At 65.5% G+C, this 15,055-nt stretch carries 17 protein-coding genes and 1 pseudogene; 5 read left to right on the top strand and 13 right to left on the bottom strand.

Going from position 1 to position 15,055, the window contains the following annotated elements:
- Nucleotides 1-102: 102 nt before the first annotated feature.
- The 8 genes from BMG07_RS34850 to BMG07_RS34885 form a co-directional block, all read right to left on the bottom strand.
- A complete protein-coding gene (locus BMG07_RS34850) occupies nt 103-624 on the bottom strand; it encodes a phosphotransferase (RefSeq protein ID WP_307867217.1) in 522 nt (173 codons plus the stop codon).
- A complete protein-coding gene (locus tag BMG07_RS34855) occupies nt 597-1,526 on the bottom strand; it encodes a response regulator (RefSeq protein ID WP_198088339.1) in 930 nt (309 codons plus the stop codon). The genes BMG07_RS34850 and BMG07_RS34855 overlap by 28 nt, the downstream gene beginning before the upstream one ends.
- Nucleotides 1,523-2,410, bottom strand: coding sequence for a HAMP domain-containing sensor histidine kinase (locus BMG07_RS34860; RefSeq protein WP_198088340.1), 888 nt, complete (start codon nt 2,408-2,410; stop codon nt 1,523-1,525). The genes BMG07_RS34855 and BMG07_RS34860 overlap by 4 nt, the downstream gene beginning before the upstream one ends.
- Nucleotides 2,407-3,681 (bottom strand): hypothetical protein, encoded by a 1,275-nt coding sequence (locus tag BMG07_RS34865; protein WP_198088341.1) that lies wholly within the window; start codon nt 3,679-3,681, stop codon nt 2,407-2,409. Before BMG07_RS34865 ends, BMG07_RS34860 begins: the two co-directional genes overlap by 4 nt.
- Nucleotides 3,600-4,244 carry an AAA family ATPase gene (locus tag BMG07_RS45220; RefSeq protein ID WP_198088342.1) on the bottom strand — a complete coding sequence of 215 codons (645 nt, stop codon included), beginning with the start codon at nt 4,242-4,244 and terminating at the stop codon, nt 3,600-3,602. The genes BMG07_RS34865 and BMG07_RS45220 overlap by 82 nt, the downstream gene beginning before the upstream one ends.
- 1,125 nt (nt 4,245-5,369) lie before the next feature.
- A complete protein-coding gene (locus tag BMG07_RS34875) occupies nt 5,370-5,684 on the bottom strand; it encodes a hypothetical protein (protein WP_198088343.1) in 315 nt (104 codons plus the stop codon).
- A 12-nt stretch (nt 5,685-5,696) separates the two neighbouring features.
- Nucleotides 5,697-6,440 carry a type 1 glutamine amidotransferase domain-containing protein gene (locus BMG07_RS34880; RefSeq protein WP_307867220.1) on the bottom strand — a complete coding sequence of 248 codons (744 nt, stop codon included), beginning with the start codon at nt 6,438-6,440 and terminating at the stop codon, nt 5,697-5,699.
- Nucleotides 6,441-6,557: 117 nt separating this feature from the next.
- Nucleotides 6,558-7,403, bottom strand: a complete 846-nt coding sequence (locus BMG07_RS34885; protein ID WP_269759699.1) for a protein NO VEIN domain-containing protein — start codon at nt 7,401-7,403, stop codon at nt 6,558-6,560.
- 283 nt (nt 7,404-7,686) lie between these two features.
- On the opposite strand from BMG07_RS34885, the gene BMG07_RS34890 reads away from it, so the two are divergent.
- Nucleotides 7,687-8,316: a hypothetical protein gene (locus BMG07_RS34890; protein ID WP_198088345.1), complete on the top strand. Its 630-nt coding sequence runs from the start codon at nt 7,687-7,689 to the stop codon at nt 8,314-8,316.
- A gap of 6 nt (nt 8,317-8,322) precedes the next feature.
- Here BMG07_RS34890 and BMG07_RS34895 read toward each other — a convergent pair whose 3' ends face one another.
- The 4 genes and pseudogenes from BMG07_RS34895 to BMG07_RS45230 all read right to left on the bottom strand — a co-directional run.
- A complete protein-coding gene (locus tag BMG07_RS34895; RefSeq protein WP_198088346.1) occupies nt 8,323-9,051 on the bottom strand; it encodes a hypothetical protein in 729 nt (242 codons plus the stop codon).
- A 47-nt stretch (nt 9,052-9,098) separates the two neighbouring features.
- A complete protein-coding gene (locus tag BMG07_RS34900) occupies nt 9,099-9,716 on the bottom strand; it encodes a DUF938 domain-containing protein (protein ID WP_198088347.1) in 618 nt (205 codons plus the stop codon).
- 85 nt (nt 9,717-9,801) lie between these two features.
- Entirely contained in the window at nt 9,802-9,969 is a 168-nt protein-coding gene (locus BMG07_RS45225; protein ID WP_374221356.1) for a hypothetical protein, read from the bottom strand.
- Nucleotides 9,970-10,205: 236 nt separating this feature from the next.
- Nucleotides 10,206-10,742, bottom strand: a pseudogene (locus tag BMG07_RS45230) (NAD(P)-dependent oxidoreductase); the annotation flags it as partial.
- 43 nt (nt 10,743-10,785) lie between these two features.
- On the opposite strand from BMG07_RS45230, the gene BMG07_RS34910 reads away from it, so the two are divergent.
- Nucleotides 10,786-11,643, top strand: coding sequence for a LysR family transcriptional regulator (locus BMG07_RS34910; RefSeq protein ID WP_198088349.1), 858 nt, complete (start codon nt 10,786-10,788; stop codon nt 11,641-11,643).
- A 90-nt stretch (nt 11,644-11,733) separates the two neighbouring features.
- Here the strand turns inward: BMG07_RS34910 and BMG07_RS34915 are convergent, their stop codons facing one another.
- Entirely contained in the window at nt 11,734-12,174 is a 441-nt protein-coding gene (locus BMG07_RS34915) for a MarR family winged helix-turn-helix transcriptional regulator (protein WP_269759701.1), read from the bottom strand.
- A gap of 73 nt (nt 12,175-12,247) precedes the next feature.
- On the opposite strand from BMG07_RS34915, the gene BMG07_RS34920 reads away from it, so the two are divergent.
- The 3 genes from BMG07_RS34920 (at nt 12,248) to BMG07_RS34930 (ending at nt 14,977) form a co-directional block, all read left to right on the top strand.
- Nucleotides 12,248-13,396, top strand: coding sequence for an NAD(P)/FAD-dependent oxidoreductase (locus BMG07_RS34920; protein ID WP_198088351.1), 1,149 nt, complete (start codon nt 12,248-12,250; stop codon nt 13,394-13,396).
- Between the two features lie 98 nt (nt 13,397-13,494).
- Nucleotides 13,495-14,076: a PadR family transcriptional regulator gene (locus BMG07_RS34925; RefSeq protein ID WP_198088352.1), complete on the top strand. Its 582-nt coding sequence runs from the start codon at nt 13,495-13,497 to the stop codon at nt 14,074-14,076.
- A 64-nt stretch (nt 14,077-14,140) separates the two neighbouring features.
- Nucleotides 14,141-14,977, top strand: a complete 837-nt coding sequence (locus BMG07_RS34930; protein ID WP_198088353.1) for a siderophore-interacting protein — start codon at nt 14,141-14,143, stop codon at nt 14,975-14,977.
- The last annotated feature ends 78 nt before the right edge of the window (nt 14,978-15,055 follow it).

Raw genomic sequence — 15,055 nt, forward strand, 5'->3', positions numbered from 1 at the left:
CACTGGATGCAGTCACTCAACTTCGTCCGGCTCTACGACTGCTATGCAAGCTACACCCAATCTTCAAGGAACGAGCGACGAAGAATTTGTTACGGCAGAAGCTCAAGTGGCATCGAAGAGCGCCTTCACTCCGGCAAGGAGCGCTAGCGCAAGTCCTTTGTCTGCATCTTCATACTTGAGCTGCCGCATCAGATAGGCATACGCGGTCACCGCGATTTCTCGGTTGCCAGCAGCTGTGCGACCTGCCCAAGCCCGGCACTCCCGCACAAACGTCTCGGCGGGACATCCCTGGACGTATTGATCCAGATTGCCCCAAGAGGCGGCCTGCGCATGTGACGGCCATGCGCCGCCTCGAAGCGGACCCTTAGGATGGAATACAAGACTTAGTTCAAGAGTGATGGGATCAAGGCTTGCCGTCGCTTCACCTACGTCACCGTAGTCAATGATGACGGCGGACCCGTCCGCTGAAACGAGAACGTTCTCCCCATGCATGTCGCCGTGGGTGCAGCACCATCTGGTTTGAATCGGTGCTTTCTCAAATTCTCCTACCCATTCGAGATCGTATTGCCGAAGTAGCGCTTCAAGGCGCTCGTCCTTCAGCAGCCGACGCCGGATCTCCTGCACGGTACGTCGGGATTGATTGACCCCTTCTCCCCACTGTCGGATGCTTCTTTCCACGCTGCGTACTGCCGCTGTTGCGTGGTCAGGGGCTCCAGTGGCTGCCTGGAACGCCGTCTCGTCAAAGCCTGCCGCGAGGCCGTAAAAACCCCGGCCGAGGTCTTCGCCCCGGCCTCCAGCGTAATCAGCTTGCGCGGCGTGGCTCTAGGTTCGAGGCGAGCCACGTCGTTATCAAAGCGTCTTCCCTCATCGACAACATCTTCTATCGAACCAATCTTAGCAACCGCATCATGCACCGGTGCGCCCTGCGCGTTCGTCACACGTAACCGAAGTACCTTCGCTCCCGACAATCCGCCAAGTAATGATGACACGACGCGCGCCCCACCATAGCGCCTCGCAAAGATTCGAATTAGGCGATCATCCTGCGTGCTCAGATCTACACCACCACGGTCAAGCTCCACGTCAGCGAGCGTATCGATCGACCGCAGGCTCGGTTGTAACGTCGCTGGGAAGCTGTCGAACTTGTATTTGGGCAGGAAATCCACCGTCCGTACGTTGCGGTTCTCTCCCCAAATGTCCACTTGTCGGGCACTGCCGAGCAGTTCCGGAATGAAGTCTTCGGCCGGTGATCCGGTCAGGACTACAACAGGCGTACCGCTTGCTATGGTTTGCGCCCTTCTGAAGACCGCAAAGCCGTGCTGAGAGTCGGCATCCAGAGCACCGTCTGTGGTCGGAATCTTGAGGTCAAGAATAATGATGTCGAAGAACGAGTCGGCCAAAAACACCAGGGCCGCGTCTCTGCTTTGCGCAACTTGGACAGTGGCACCCGGTGACAGGCCTCTCAGCACCTCTTGGATCGCAGCGATGAAGTCTGGGTCGTCTTCCACTACCAATACGTAGGCGGTCATCGCTCCCACCTCAATTCGTACTTGGTTCCGCCATCGGATGCTGCCTGCAGCGTCACCATGCCTCCAAGTGCTTCAATGGCCGAAAGCGCAATGGGAAGCCCGAATCCGCTATGACCCTTCTTCGTCGTCTTGCCGACCCCAAGGACCGCTTCCAAGGGGGCCGAGAGACCAGGGCCTCGATCCAATACCGCCACCCAGTGGTCCACATCGGTAACGCCCCAGGTGATCACGACCGGCGGGAACGAGGGCTTGTTGGTCCCGAGCGACACCGCTTCGATGGCGTTTCGAAGTCCGTTGCAAATGGCGAACCTCAACAGCGCAGCGTCACTGACCAGCAGCAGCGGTTGCGGACCGTGCAGCGCAATTTTGTCCGCGACTTCGGAAAACTCCGTGCTAACAATTTCATTGATGAGCGCTGCCAGATCAAACTCGGCTTGCTTGGGCGTTGCCGACGCCTTCCGCAACTGTTCGATTGCGGCAAACACCATCTGGAGCGTGACGATGTGGCTTTTTGTGCGCGACCCCTCGTAATCCGGAACTTCACGGGACGCCGCATAGGCAAGAAGACCAATGGGCGACGCAAGTTCGTGAAGGAGCAGCCCTGCTACCCACTCTGCGGCGCGAGCCTGAATCTGGCGCCGGCTGCGCAACGATTCTTCCGTTTCTTCCGGCACGGGCGCTTCGACTGAAGGAAGCGCGTTGGTCAGCCGAGCCAAAGCGCGGTCAAGGCTGTTCCGTGCGTAAGAGTCAGCCTCGTTCGCGCGAGCAGAGCGTAGCGCGGGGAGATCATCCAGTTGTGCATCCCGCACCAGAACCCGAGCCGCCTTTCGACGGAGGTGCGTCGATCCCGATGCCAGTTGTTGAAGTGCTTCGCCCCTGTTCACGTGCTCTTGTGCCGTCCATAGAAGGACCGCCTCTTTTCAAATGCCTGTAGGCCTCCTTCCATCACGGAAGTAATGGCCTGCACAATCGCCGGCGTTTCTAAGCTCGCAGAGGCAAGCGGGAAGCCTCGCTTTCCGTCTGACCCAAGCTGCACCACGTGATTCGCGCCCCCGAGCACTGGAATGTTGGCGTTGTGAGACGTGAAGATGATCTGGCTCGCCGGGTCACGAGCTAGCACCGACAAGATCAAGGTATCAGCGATAAATGCGTTGTCAATGTGATCTTCAGGCTGGTCCACGATCAGCATCCGATCCGTGTGTCGCAACACAATTGGCAATACCACCGTGCAGCGCTGACCCGTCGACAGTTCGCTGATGTCTTTGTAGTCGGCTCCGTCAAGCAATTGGAAGTCAACAAGATCCTCAACACTAGCCGTGCCAAGAGCACCAAGATCAGCTTCGCGAAGATGAGCAAGAAGCCTGGCCGTGCGATCCAGCGTGATTCCGGTCGCGTCTGCTATGAAGGCAACGTCATCCGATTCCGCCGCCTCCAGCAACTCGCGTGGGCTGATCTTTTTTGCCAAGGCCGGTGCAAGGTCGCCATAGCGCAAGCCACTGCCCTTCAACGCGTCGGCGATGGCGGAACTGAAGGCGTCGAACTGACCCGCCTGGCTGACCGCGATGCGTATCCGGGGGGCGAGAACCTTGTTCAAATTGCTGGCGACCAACGCCCTGGCGTGGAAGCGGGCGTCGCGGAGCTCTTCCAGCCGATCCAGTACCGTCCCGCGTTTTCCAACCAGCGTCGTGAGGTCCGCCGTTCTCTGCGCGAGCAAATCCCTCAGCGCCTCCAACTGCGCCTTTCGCTCGCGAAGCTGTATGCCCTGGCGTGCAATGTTGCCGGCCCCAGCCTGAAGCGCTTCAAGTTCCTTCCGCAGCTGACGCGCGCGATCATCGAATGCGAGGCGTGCTGTGTTTCTTGAGTCCGACAAAGTCCCAACATCGGCCTCGGCTTGACCCAGCTCATCCAAGGCAAACCTCAGGTGTTCTTGCGCTTTCGCAATACGGGCTTGAACAGCTGCCAGCGGATCAGCGTCGGCACTCGCCGGCCACTCCTCTGGTCTCGGCACTTCCCGTGCCGCTGCTGCGATTGCCGACCGCCAGCGAACCACACCTTGCTTGAACCGGTCGAGAACTACCTGACCAACCGATTTTGTCGACATGTCAGCCGCAAGCGCATCGAGCTCGTACTTACGCTTGGCGGCCTCCGCCGACAACGCCGAAAGCTGCTGCTCTGAGGGGGCCAATTTCTCCAGCTCTGCATCGATGGCCGGAATCTCGGCAACGCGACGCTGCAGCTCCTCGATCTCGCGCCTGAGCGTTGCGACTGTGCCGTCAATGAGCGCGCCTCGGCCGCAGCGTCGCCCTCCGCCGCGCTGTCGGTTGCCACACCGGAAAATCCGCTGAGCAGGCCGAGGCGCCCGCTGGCCTGGAGCCCGACACTCTCGATCTCCGTCTGTGAGAAAACGAATGGGGCAACGTACGGCTCGGACGCGCGCGGTTTTATATCAGACGCCGTTCGGCTAACCACCACCTTGCGGTTTCCGTCGGAAATAGTAACGGTGACTTGGCCATTACCAAGCACCGAAAGCGCATGATCAAAACTGCGCCGGCTGGTTTCCAGCGTGTGGCCTTTGACATCCAGACAGAACTTGACGAGTTCAATTAGTGATGTCTTGCCGGTCCCGCGCGCCCCGATAACAACGTTTAAACCAGGTAAAAACGTAACGTCAAGGCCATCAAGGAAGCCTTCTTCGATCTGAACGCGTTCAATGTACATGTGCCAGTTGCTCCGCTTCACTGCGCGTGTCCGCCGCTGTAGTAGTCAATCTGACTCTCTCCGATTTATCCGGCCCTCTGTGACGAGGTAGCGCCTTACCCGACATTTACCTGCACCAGCGTCGTCGAGTCGTGCCGAAGACGCCGATGACTTTGATCGCCACCATGTACCGGTCCGAACGATCATCGGCATGCAACGCTGTCGTCAGTTCCAGGTGGTTTCCGGCGATGAGTAGGTCTGCTTCAGTCCTATTGTGCCTTGTGCTTCGGATGACGCCGCAGGAGTCACCATCCGAGCCTCGGCCGGCGCGGATGGATGGATGGGAAGCGCCGCGGATCTGCCTTGGGGCGAACGACCGGTCCGCAGCCGAAAGTGGCATTTCTTACCAACGACGTCGAACGACGGCAGCCGCTGCATAGCGGACGAAAGAACTCCAGTCTTGGCTGAATAGATGCACCACACATGCGTGCCAGCCATATGGGTGCTTATGCAGCCTCCCTACCCCCCCAAACACCCCTGCACCAACTCCTCCACCTCTTCCGCCATATCCGCAGCAATCCACATGATGTGATCCCTCCGCATCGGCCCTATCTCTTCAAACCATTCGCTGCACTCCCCATAGCAGCACCACAGCAGCGTGCGCAGCTGCGTGGCTTTGTTTTCGAGGAGGGATCTTGCGGCGTCGCCTGTCGGGGTGGCAGCTCTTGGGGTGACTGCCCGGCGAAATTTGGGCGTGGAACGCCGGGCCATAATTCGAGTAGCCATTGGTGTGCTCTCTTTCCAAAGTTGGTGCACGTCATTGGTCAGACGGTCAGGGTGTTGACGCACCCTGGCCGTCGCCTTTTGATACCCCGCATTCGCGTCAACGCACAAGCGCATCGACAACCCGCCGCGAGGCAAAGCGGTTCACTCATTCATTCAGTCATTCGTCAGTCCGGGGAAGCGCATTCCTTTCACGTGTTCGTCGCCCACATGGCGGGGCGCCTTGTCGCTGGGGCATTCACTGTAGAGAACAGAAGCCGCGTAGGGAAAAAGAATTCGTCGAGAAATTCTCGAATCGAAGCGCTATCTGCCGCAGCGCGGCGGCGAGACACAAAGCACTGACAGTCGGCGGTGATTGGCTCGTCAGGCGCGCACGAAAACAAATTCAACGTCGAGGCGGTTCGACGCAAAGCGCCGGACCAGAGTGGCCGAATCAACGATGAAGATCGGCTCGCGAACAGGCACAACGTGCGGGCTGAAAACCGTCGCCACCTCCACACCCGCAACGCAACAGCGCATGGCTGTGTGCGTCGACGAAAACTGCAGAAAGCGCGAGGCGATGACGGCGCGCAGCAGTTCCTCGACGCTGCATCGGTCGGGCAGCTCGTACGCCATCGACAGCGGCCCGAGCTGGTCGTCTTGCGAGGAGCACGCTTGCCGGTGGACTTCGATCTTCATGAGCAGTCCGGTTCAGCCCTGGCCCAGCATGGCCGCGAACTCGTTCGCGAACCGGTGCGCGTCACCCGGCCAGCGTGCCGACAGGTAGTTGCCGTCGCGCACGGTAAAACCGGCATCGAGGCTCGATGGGGTGTCGCGCCTCGTGCTCACCGGGCCGGTGACGAAGTCATCCGGTCTGGCAAGCGCCGCGCTCACTTCGTCCTGCACGGTGACGGGGTAGGTGCGGTAGTAGCGGCCGAGCCACAGCGCCGTGAGCGCCCAGGCCATGAGCTCCATTTGCCGGGTGAGCGCGGTCGTCCTGCGCCCATGAAGCACCGACTTGCCGTGGGCGTCGCTGGCCCGCGCGGCCAGCACCACGCCATGGCAGATCGCCCCGACCGGCTTGCCCTGCGCGAACGTGGCGGCGACCAGCGCCTGCAGCTCGCGCGATTCAAGGTAGGGCTTCATTCCCGGTGCATGGCCGCCCGGCAGCAGCAAGCCGTCGAAACCCTCCGGGCCCTGCGCCGCATGGCGACCGGGGTGCAGGAAGGCCGGGCTTTGGGCCATCTGCGCGTAGGCGTCGCGTCCGTTGGCATCGGCCTTCATCATGGGCGCAAGAACGCCAAGCCCCCGGCCGGTGAGCATGCGGTCGTCGGCCCGGCCGGGCTGGCCGTCGGGGGTGGCGAACTTCACCGTGTGGCCGCGCGCGACCAGCACCTGCCATGGCACCGCGGTCTCGGTCGGATCGAAGTCACTGGACGGAATCGGAATGAGCACGGTCGCCAAGACGGTCCTTCCAATGAAAGAAGATGAGCAGCGCAGCAGGCCCTGAACTGTGCGACCCTGCCGGAAAACGCAAGCGCCCCGCCGCCGGGGCTGCTTGCTCGCCGGGGCTCAGCTCAGCGGATCGAACCCGGGCGCCGAAGTCATTTCGGTCGCCTTGTAGATCTTGTGCTGTGCCGTCGGGCCGAGCACGTCCATCACCACCAGCAGGCGCCAGAGCTGCTCGCGCACGGAGCTCGCGCGCTCTTCGCTGGTGACCTGGAAGCTGGGCGTGCCCGCTGCGGTGCCCTTGACCGCGACCTTGAGCAAGGTCGCGCCCTTGGCGTTCGACACTTCGATGTCGAAGCCCAGGCCCTGCCCGCTCACGTCTTCGGCCTTGTAGCCGTAGCCCTTGAAATGGCGCATGACGTAGTCCATGGCGCCGGCCTGCACTTCGGCCGGCGAGAGCTTCGCGGACGACACGGCGGCGGCACCACCAGCGGCGGCGGCAGGCTCGGGCTCCGCCGGCACGCTGCCGCGCGCCTTGGCGGCCTGGATTTCTTCGGCCGAAGGCTCCCAGCCGCGCGGGCCGCGAACCAGCACGGCGAGCTTGTGCTCGGGCTCCCAGGTGGCAACGTGCCATTCGTCGTCGTCGCGCACGCGGGTGGACACTTTCGCGCCCTTGTTGCTTTCGAGCTCGGCAATGGCCACGCGGTTGGTCTGCACGACGGCGCGGAAGCCCTGGCCGGCGTCGAAGGTGCGCTTGAGCAGCGCCAGGCGGTCCTTGGCGCGCTGGACCTGGTTGGCGCTGCGCTCGCCGCCGCCGGGGCGGTGGTGCACGTCGAGCGACTCGAGCAAAAACCAGCGCCCGCCGGCGCCGACGTTGACGTACTCGCCCCAGATGGTGGCAATGACGTTGTCGCCGGTCGCCAGCCAGGCGTGCTCGAATGGCTTGTCGCGCGCGTCGAACACACCCATCTTGGCGACGATTTCGACCGGCGTGAGCGTGGTCCTGACAGTCGCATCTCATCGATCACGGTGAGTACGCGGGGGTCGACTTCCTTGTCCATTCAGTAGGTTTCTGGCGAGTTTGGGGGGTGGCAGTATGCCGCATCCGGTTGCAGGGCGTGCCTGGGGCGCGCACCGCCTGCATACAGCTGTAACCGAGGCCGGCAAACGCACCCTCGGCGCCGGGAAAATGATAGGGTGAAACCGGCGGCGGGCCGCTCCTGGCCGCGCCATGCGCGAAGGAGGTGTCTTCATGAGGCAGTTTCTCGTGGGTTTGCTGATGGCACTGGCTCCGTGCCTCATGCCGCCGGTCGCGACGGCGCAGACGGTGCAGGCACAGCAAACGGCGCAAACAGCGCAACCGCCGCTGGCCATCCGCAGGCTGGCGGAGAAGACGGTGGCAGACCTGCCGCCCGGCCCGCTCTTCTGGCGCATCGACAACTTCAGCACGCGCGAGCAGGCGCAGGCCGCCGCGGGCCCGTGGGCGCTGGTGGCCGAGTCGGCGGGCAAGGTCTGGCTCTTCACGCTGGGGCCGGCCGGCGGCGCTTCGGCAGGCGGCGGCAGGGTCGCCGAGGTGGGGCCGATTGCGCGGGTCGCCGCGGCGCACTACCTGCTTCGCATCAACGAGGCCAGCGGGCCGCCGGGCAGCACGACGCCCGTGCACATGCACGCCGGGTCGGAGGCGTTCCTGGTGCTGGCCGGGGAGCAGAGCATTCGCAGCCCGCACGGCGTACTGCGCGTGGGGCCGGGGCAGCCCGAGCCGGGTCACGGCGCGGGCATGGCCATGCAGGTTTCAAGCAGCGGCACGGAAGACCTGCACGCGCTGGTGATGTTCGTGGTGGACGCGGACCAGCCCTTCTCGTCGCCCGCGAGCTTTCCGTAGCGGCGCTCAGTCGGTCTTGCGCCACTGGCCGGAATCCGGGCATACGGTGGCCTGCGCGCCGTTCACCCGCACTTGCTCTTCGCTGAGTTGCGAAGCGGTCGAAGGGTCGATGTCGAAGGCGACCTGAAGCGCGCGGCCGACGTCGGCGTGCTCGACGGAAAGCTCCCAGGTCAGGAACACCTGGGTGCAGTCTTGCCCCGGGCCGAAGTCGGCTGCGTCGAAGCCGCTGGCGCCGCGCCGGATCACGGCATGCGGGCGGCCCGTGTCGAAGATCACCACGGTGCCCCGGGTCAGCGCAATGCGGTGGCCTGTCGACGGAAAGTGCAGGTCGAGCCCCTTGTCTTCGCTCACGAAGAGGTTGCAGAAGGCAGCGCCGCCGTATTGCGCCCCGTCGTGGTGGTAGCGCGCGCCGCGGCAGGTCATGAGCGCGACGTCGCTGGCGGCGATGACGTCCGGCAGGCCGGGATCGACCGTGCGCGCCCAGTCGGACACGGCCTGCACGCAGTGCTTGTAGTCGGGCCAGCGCATGCGTGCGCGCGCCAGGGGCAGCTCTTCGACGTCGCCGGGTTCGAGGTCCAGGCGCGAGGCGGTTTCTCTTTCCCAGTCGGCCACCAGGCGCGCGGGAGGCATCGGCACATCGAGCGTGCCTGTCAGCACGACGTCGCTCACGCTTCGGCTGCGGATGGTGTCGCCGCTCCAGAAGTAGGACGCGAGGGGGTGCGGGGTCTGGGCCATGGCCGCGAGGCTAGCAGGCCGCGCACGGCCTTTTCGGCAACGGCCTTCTAGAAGCCGAACACCAGCAGCAGGTTGTTCGCGGGCATTGCATGCCGCTCTTTCAGCGCGAGCCCCGATCGGCGCGCCTCGGCTTCGACGTCCTGCAACTGGCGGATGCCCCAGGCGGCATTGCGGCCGCGCAGGTCTTCGTCGAATGCCAGGTTGCTGGCCGCCGGCGTGCCGCCTTCCTCGAAGTAAGGGCCGTACGTGATCAGCAACCCGCCCGGAAGCAGATGCCGCGCGGCCCCTTCCATGAGCGCCGCGCACGTGGCCGCCGGCGCAATGTGCAGCATGTTGGCGCAGTAGATGGCGTCGAAGCCCCGTGCGGCGAACGCGCCTCCTTGCGAGGGCCACTCGGGGGCCATCACGTCCAGCAGGAGCGGCGGCTGCAGGTTGGGCAGCCCGGCCTGCGCGACGCGGCTTGCAATGGCGGGGAGCATGCGCGCGTCGGCGTCGCTCGGTTGCCAGATCCACTGGCGCATGGCCGCCGCGAACCACGCGACGTGCTGGCCCGTGCCCGAAGCAATCTCCAGGGCCGAGCCGCGCTCGCCCAGGACACGGCTCAATACATCGAGGATGGGTTGCTTGTTGCGGTCGGCCGCGGGGCTGAAAGGAAGATCGGACATCCGGGTACGGCTGAAATGGAATGGTACGTAGCGCTTCGAAGGGTAGCAGCGCCGGCCGCCGCCGCGAGGCCCGGACTGCTAGCGATTACCCCAGCTTCGCGTCGCGCAAGACGCGAATGATTGCTACCGCATCGTCTTCCGACTGCCCCTGCGCCATCGCCACGCCGAACAGCGCGCGGTTGGCCTGCGAAATCGGCAGCCACAGCCCGCGCCGCGCCGCTTCTTCGCACACCAGGCTGATGTCCTTGTGCACGTGGCGAATGGCGGCCTGCGGCTCGAAGTCGTCGGCCAGCAGCTTGGGCGCTTGGTGCGCATCACGTCGCTGGCCAGCGGGCCGGCCAGCGCCATGTCCAGGAACTGGCGCACGTCGAGCCCCATGCCGCCGGCAAAGTGCACGGCCTCGGTGATGGCCTCGAAGCTCGCGATGAGCAGCAGGTTGGTCGCGAGCTTCATGCGCATGGCCGAAGGCACCTCGCCGCAGCGCACGGTCTTCTTGCCGATGGCGTCGAAGACGGGCTGCACCGCGTCGATATGCGCCGCATCGGCGGCGGCCGCCAGCACCACCAGTTGCGCGGTCTGCGCGGGCGTCTTCGAGCCCGACACGGGCGCCTCGACATAGCGCGCGCCCTCCCTGGCGAGCGCGTGGCCCAGCGCCTGCGAATAGGCCGGCGCCACGGTGGCCATGAGGATGATGGTCTTGCCCTCGACCGGCAGCGTCACGCGGCCTTCGGCATCGCGGCCGAGCACCTGGTCGGTCTCCACGTTGCTGGGCAGCATGAGGATGACCGCGTCGCTCGCGGCCATGACCTCGGCGGGGCTGCCCGCGACCTCGATGCCCAGCTGCTTCAGCGGCTCGCAACGCGCGGGCGTGCGGCTGTGCACGGTGACGCGCATGCCGGCTTTTTTCAGATTGCGCGCAATGGGGTCGCCCATGACGCCGATACCGATGACTCCGATCTTCATGTGTTCCTTCTTCGATGATTTCAATGGCTGGGCACCGAGTCTGGGTCTGCAGAGCATTCTCATAAAATGAATTATTCAGAACGAACGATTCGGAAAAGGCGATGCCATGGAACTCTCCGACCTGCAGGTTTTTCGGGCAGTGGTGCAAACGGGCGGCATCGTCCGCGCGGCCGAGTCGCTGCACCGGGCGCAGTCGAGCGTCACGGCGCGCATCCAGGCGCTTGAAGAAAAGCTCGCCGCGCCCTTGTTCATCCGCGAAGGGCGGCGGCTGCAACTGGCGCCGGCCGGTCGCGTGCTGCTGCAGTACGCCGACCGGCTGCTCGACCTGGCGAAGGAAGCCACCGAGGCCGTAAAACTCGACCAGCCTTCAGGCGTGCTGCGGCTGGGCGCGATGGAAAGCACGGCGGCGGTGCGCCTGCCACGGCCGCTCGGCAAGTTCCACGACGCGCACCCCGACGTGACGCTGGAGCTCTACATCGGCGACCCGACCGACCACACGCGGCAGGTGCTCAACGGCGAACTCGACGCGGCGCTCATCGCCATTGCGGCGTCAGACAAGCGGCTGGCCTCGGTGCCCGTGTACGAGGAAGAGATGGTGCTGATCTCCGAAGCCAAGCACCCGCCCATTGCGTCGCCGCGCGACGTGCAGGCCCGCACGCTGCTGGTGTTTCACCCGGGGTGCCCGCACCGCAAGCGCTTCGAGGACTGGTTCGCGCGCGCCCATGTGGTGCCGCGTCAGATGGTGGAAGTGGGCTCGTACCACGCGATTCTCGGGTGCGTGGCCATCGGCATGGGCGTGGCGCTGGTGCCGGCGAGCGTGCTCGGCACCTATGCGGAACGCGCGCGGCTCGGGGTGCACGCGCTGAGCGCCAGGTTCCGGTACGCGCACACGCGGCTGATCTGGCGCAAGGACGCACCGCAGGCCAAGATCACGGCGCTGCGGCAGGTGCTGGCACCGCAGTAATAAAAAAGGGAGACGGGCTCCGCGCTCGACCAAGCCCTGCAGCGGCGGGCGGCACGGCGGCCGGGAACGCGCGGGTGGTGGTCGCCAGACTCAGTTGCCGCCCATGCGCGCGACGTTCGCGTCGAGCCGCAGCAGCAGCGCGGTCAATTGCTCGATCTCTTCGGCGGAAAAGCCGGCCAGCGCCTGCTCCACATGCGCGTCCATCAGCGCCTTGGCCTTGGGCAACCGCTTGGCGGCCGACGGCGTGAGCGAGACCAGGCGGCTGCGCTTGTCTTGCGGGTCGGCCACGCGCTCGACCAGCCCGTCGCGCTCCATGCGCGCCAGCAGCTGCGCCATGCTGGGCTGCTCGACCTGCGCGATGCGCGCCAGCTCGGCCTGCGACAGCGTCTTGCTCTTCTTGAGCGACACCAGCACCGGCAACTGCCCCGCCGCCAGGCCCAGCTCGCGCAGGCCGCCGTCGACGAGGCGAATGAACCCGCGGGTCAGGTGGCCGATGAGCTTCAGGGGATGGGTGTCGGGAATTTCTGCCATGGACGGCATTCTACTTTCATAGGCTCCTATGTTAATATAAATAGGAACCTATCTTTCTCGCGGAGCAACCCGAATGCATTCCCACCCTCGCATTGCCATCGTCGGCGCCGGCCCCGGCGGCCTCACGCTGGCGCGCATCCTTCATCTGTCCGGCATCCGGGCCACCGTGTTCGAGCGCGAGCACAGCCCGCTCGCGCGCCCCCAGGGCGGCACGCTCGACCTGCACGAAGACTCGGGCCTGCTTGCCGTGCAGCGCGCCGGGCTCGACGCCGAGTTCAAGCGCGTCGCGCGCTACGACGACCAGGGCTCGCGCCTGCTCGACAAGACGGGCCGCGTGCTCTTCGAGGAGCCCGACGCCTCTGCCGGCAACCGCCCCGAGATCGACCGCACCGCATTGCGCGACATGCTGCTGGCCTCCTTGCCGACCGACTGCGTGCAATGGGGTTGCACCCTGCGCGACGCGCGACTGCAGGAGGGCGGGCGCTGGAACCTGCTGTTCACGGACGGCGAGGCCGGCCCCTTCGACCTGGTGGTCGGCGCGGACGGCGCGTGGTCGCGCGTGCGTCCCCTGCTCTCGCCCTACAAGCCGCAGTACAGCGGCCTGACCTTCGTCGAGTTCGGCATCGACGACGTGGACCGCAGCCACCCCGCGCTCTCGACGCTCGTCGGCCGGGGCAAGCTCGACGTGGAGGGCGACGGCAAGATGCTCATCGCGCAGCGCAACGGCAATGCGCACATTCGCGGCTACGCGATCTTCCGCGTGCCGCCCGACTGGGCTGAAAAGCGCTTCGACTTCGCGTCGCCCGCTGCGGTACGCAGCGCGCTGATTGCCGAGTTCGCGGGCTACGCCGACACCCTGACCGACCTCTTTCGCGCCAGCAACGACCTGTTCGTGCCGCGCCCCATCTACGCGCTGCCGGTCGGCCATTGCTGGACACCGAGGCGCGGGCTCACGCTGCTGGGCGACGCGGCGCACGTGATGTCGCCCTTCGGCGGCGAAGGCGTGAACGCCGCGATGCGCGACGCCGTCGAACTGGCCGCCGCGCTGACCGAGCCGGGCGACTGGGCTGCAGCGGTGACGGCGTACGAGGCCGCGATGTTCGAGCGCGTGGCCGAAGCGGCGGAAGGGTCGGCCGAAGGCGCGGCCGTGCAGATGTCGCACGTCGGCCTGGAACTGTCGATGGAACACCTGCAACGGCACCGGGCCAGCCACGCCGCCTGAAACCACGCCCGTGTCGTGGGCTCCTGGTGTATATCGGTTTGACTTTGTTTTAGATATATCTAAAATAATTCCGATACACATCACAAAGGATGCCCACCATGAGACATTTCCATCTCGGCCATCACCACTGCCGCACCGCCCGCGGCGAGCATGAAGACGGTCTTTCCGGCGGTCGCGGACACCGTGGCGGCGGACGCGGCGGCGGTGCCGGCGGCCGCGTGTTCGGCCACGGCGGCCTGCGCTTCGTGCTGCTGCAGCTCATTGCCGACAAGCCGGCGCACGGCTACGAGCTGATCAAGGCCATCGAAGACCGCCTGGGCGGCAGCTACGCGCCGAGCCCCGGCGTGGTCTATCCCACGCTCACGCTGCTCGAAGAACTGGGCTACCTGAGCGTTGAAACCGCCGACAACGGCGGGCGCAAGCGCTACAGCGTCACCGACAGCGGCCGCGAATTCCTCGCCGCCAACCGCGAAATGGCCGACGCCATGATGGCCCGCATGAGCGGCGGCGTCGACGGCGCCGGCCCGCGCGGCGGACGCCCGCCGCAGGTCACGCGCGCCATCGAGAACCTCAAGCTCGCGATGCGCATGCGCCTGTCGGGCACGCCGCTGACCGAACAGCAGGCGCACGACTTCGCGGCCGTGCTCGACGCCGCCGCGCAGCAGATCGACAAGATCTGAAGGCGCTCTCCACGGCCTGCGCCCTCCCCGAATCTCAACCCGCCCTGTAACCCAGGAACCTGCAATGACTGACTTCAGTACTTCATCTGCTTCCACCACGCCCGACCGCACGCCGCGCCGGGTGCGCCACGAACTGCGCTTTCGCCGGCTCGCGGTCAAGACCGTGGCGCGCGTGACGCCGCACCTGATCCGCGTGACCCTCGCCGGCGACGACCTCGCGGGCTTCAACAGCCCCGGCTTCGACGACCACGCCAAGATCTTCTTTCCCGACGCCGCCACCGGCAAGCTCACGCTGCCGACCGCCGGCCCCGACGGCCCGGTCTGGCCCGAAGGCCGCCCGACCATGCGCGACTACACGCCGCGCCGCCACGACGCCCAGGCCGGTACGCTCGAAATCGACTTCGCGCTGCACGAAGCCGGCCCCGCCACGCAGTGGGCCGAGCAGGCCAAGCCCGGCGACATCCTCGGCGTGGGCGGGCCGCGCGGCTCGTTCATCGTGCCGACCGAATTCGATTGGCACCTGCTGATCGGCGACGACACCGCCCTGCCCGCCATCTCTCGGCGACTGGCCGAGTTGCCCGCTGGTGCGCGCGCGGTGGTGTTCGCGGAAGTCGACGGCGAGGCCGACGAGATTCCGTTCGAGACCCGGGCCGAACTCACGCTGCACTGGGCACACCGCAAGGGCGCCGAGCCGGGTACCAGCCCTGCGCTGCTCGACGCGCTGAAGGCCGCGAAGCTGCCGGCCGGGGACTTCCATGCATGGGTGGGTTGCGAGTCGGCCGTGGCGAAGGCGCTGCGCGCGCACTTGGTGGGCGAGCGCGGTGGGAATCCGAAGTGGACGCGGGCCTCGGGCTACTGGCGTCGCGGCGCGGTGGCAACGCACGACTCGCACGACGAGTGACCTGTTGGTATTGCTCCTTCCCCTTCCGGGGGAAGGCCGGGATGGGGGCAAGCGGCGCATCCAGAGCCGACGGCAATT

This window comes from Variovorax sp. E3 (assembly GCF_016082275.1).
In the GTDB taxonomy this organism is placed as follows: Bacteria; Pseudomonadota; Gammaproteobacteria; order Burkholderiales; family Burkholderiaceae_C; genus Variovorax.

What these genes read in the sequence shown, in the direction of transcription:
- BMG07_RS34925 (WP_198088352.1), top strand. Translation starts at nt 13,495, where the DNA reads ATGAGACATTTCCATCTCGGCCATCACCACTGCCGCACCGCCCGCGGC.
- BMG07_RS34890 (WP_198088345.1), top strand. Translation starts at nt 7,687, where the DNA reads ATGAGGCAGTTTCTCGTGGGTTTGCTGATGGCACTGGCTCCGTGCCTC.
- BMG07_RS34855 (WP_198088339.1), bottom strand. Translation starts at nt 1,526, where the DNA reads ATGACCGCCTACGTATTGGTAGTGGAAGACGACCCAGACTTCATCGCT.
- BMG07_RS34900 (WP_198088347.1), bottom strand. Translation starts at nt 9,716, where the DNA reads ATGTCCGATCTTCCTTTCAGCCCCGCGGCCGACCGCAACAAGCAACCC.
- BMG07_RS45220 (WP_198088342.1), bottom strand. Translation starts at nt 4,244, where the DNA reads ATGTACATTGAACGCGTTCAGATCGAAGAAGGCTTCCTTGATGGCCTT.
- BMG07_RS34930 (WP_198088353.1), top strand. Translation starts at nt 14,141, where the DNA reads ATGACTGACTTCAGTACTTCATCTGCTTCCACCACGCCCGACCGCACG.
- BMG07_RS34895 (WP_198088346.1), bottom strand. Translation starts at nt 9,051, where the DNA reads ATGGCCCAGACCCCGCACCCCCTCGCGTCCTACTTCTGGAGCGGCGAC.
- BMG07_RS34885 (WP_269759699.1), bottom strand. Translation starts at nt 7,403, where the DNA reads ATGGGTGTGTTCGACGCGCGCGACAAGCCATTCGAGCACGCCTGGCTG.
- BMG07_RS34910 (WP_198088349.1), top strand. Translation starts at nt 10,786, where the DNA reads ATGGAACTCTCCGACCTGCAGGTTTTTCGGGCAGTGGTGCAAACGGGC.
- BMG07_RS34920 (WP_198088351.1), top strand. Translation starts at nt 12,248, where the DNA reads ATGCATTCCCACCCTCGCATTGCCATCGTCGGCGCCGGCCCCGGCGGC.
- BMG07_RS34875 (WP_198088343.1), bottom strand. Translation starts at nt 5,684, where the DNA reads ATGAAGATCGAAGTCCACCGGCAAGCGTGCTCCTCGCAAGACGACCAG.
- BMG07_RS34915 (WP_269759701.1), bottom strand. Translation starts at nt 12,174, where the DNA reads ATGGCAGAAATTCCCGACACCCATCCCCTGAAGCTCATCGGCCACCTG.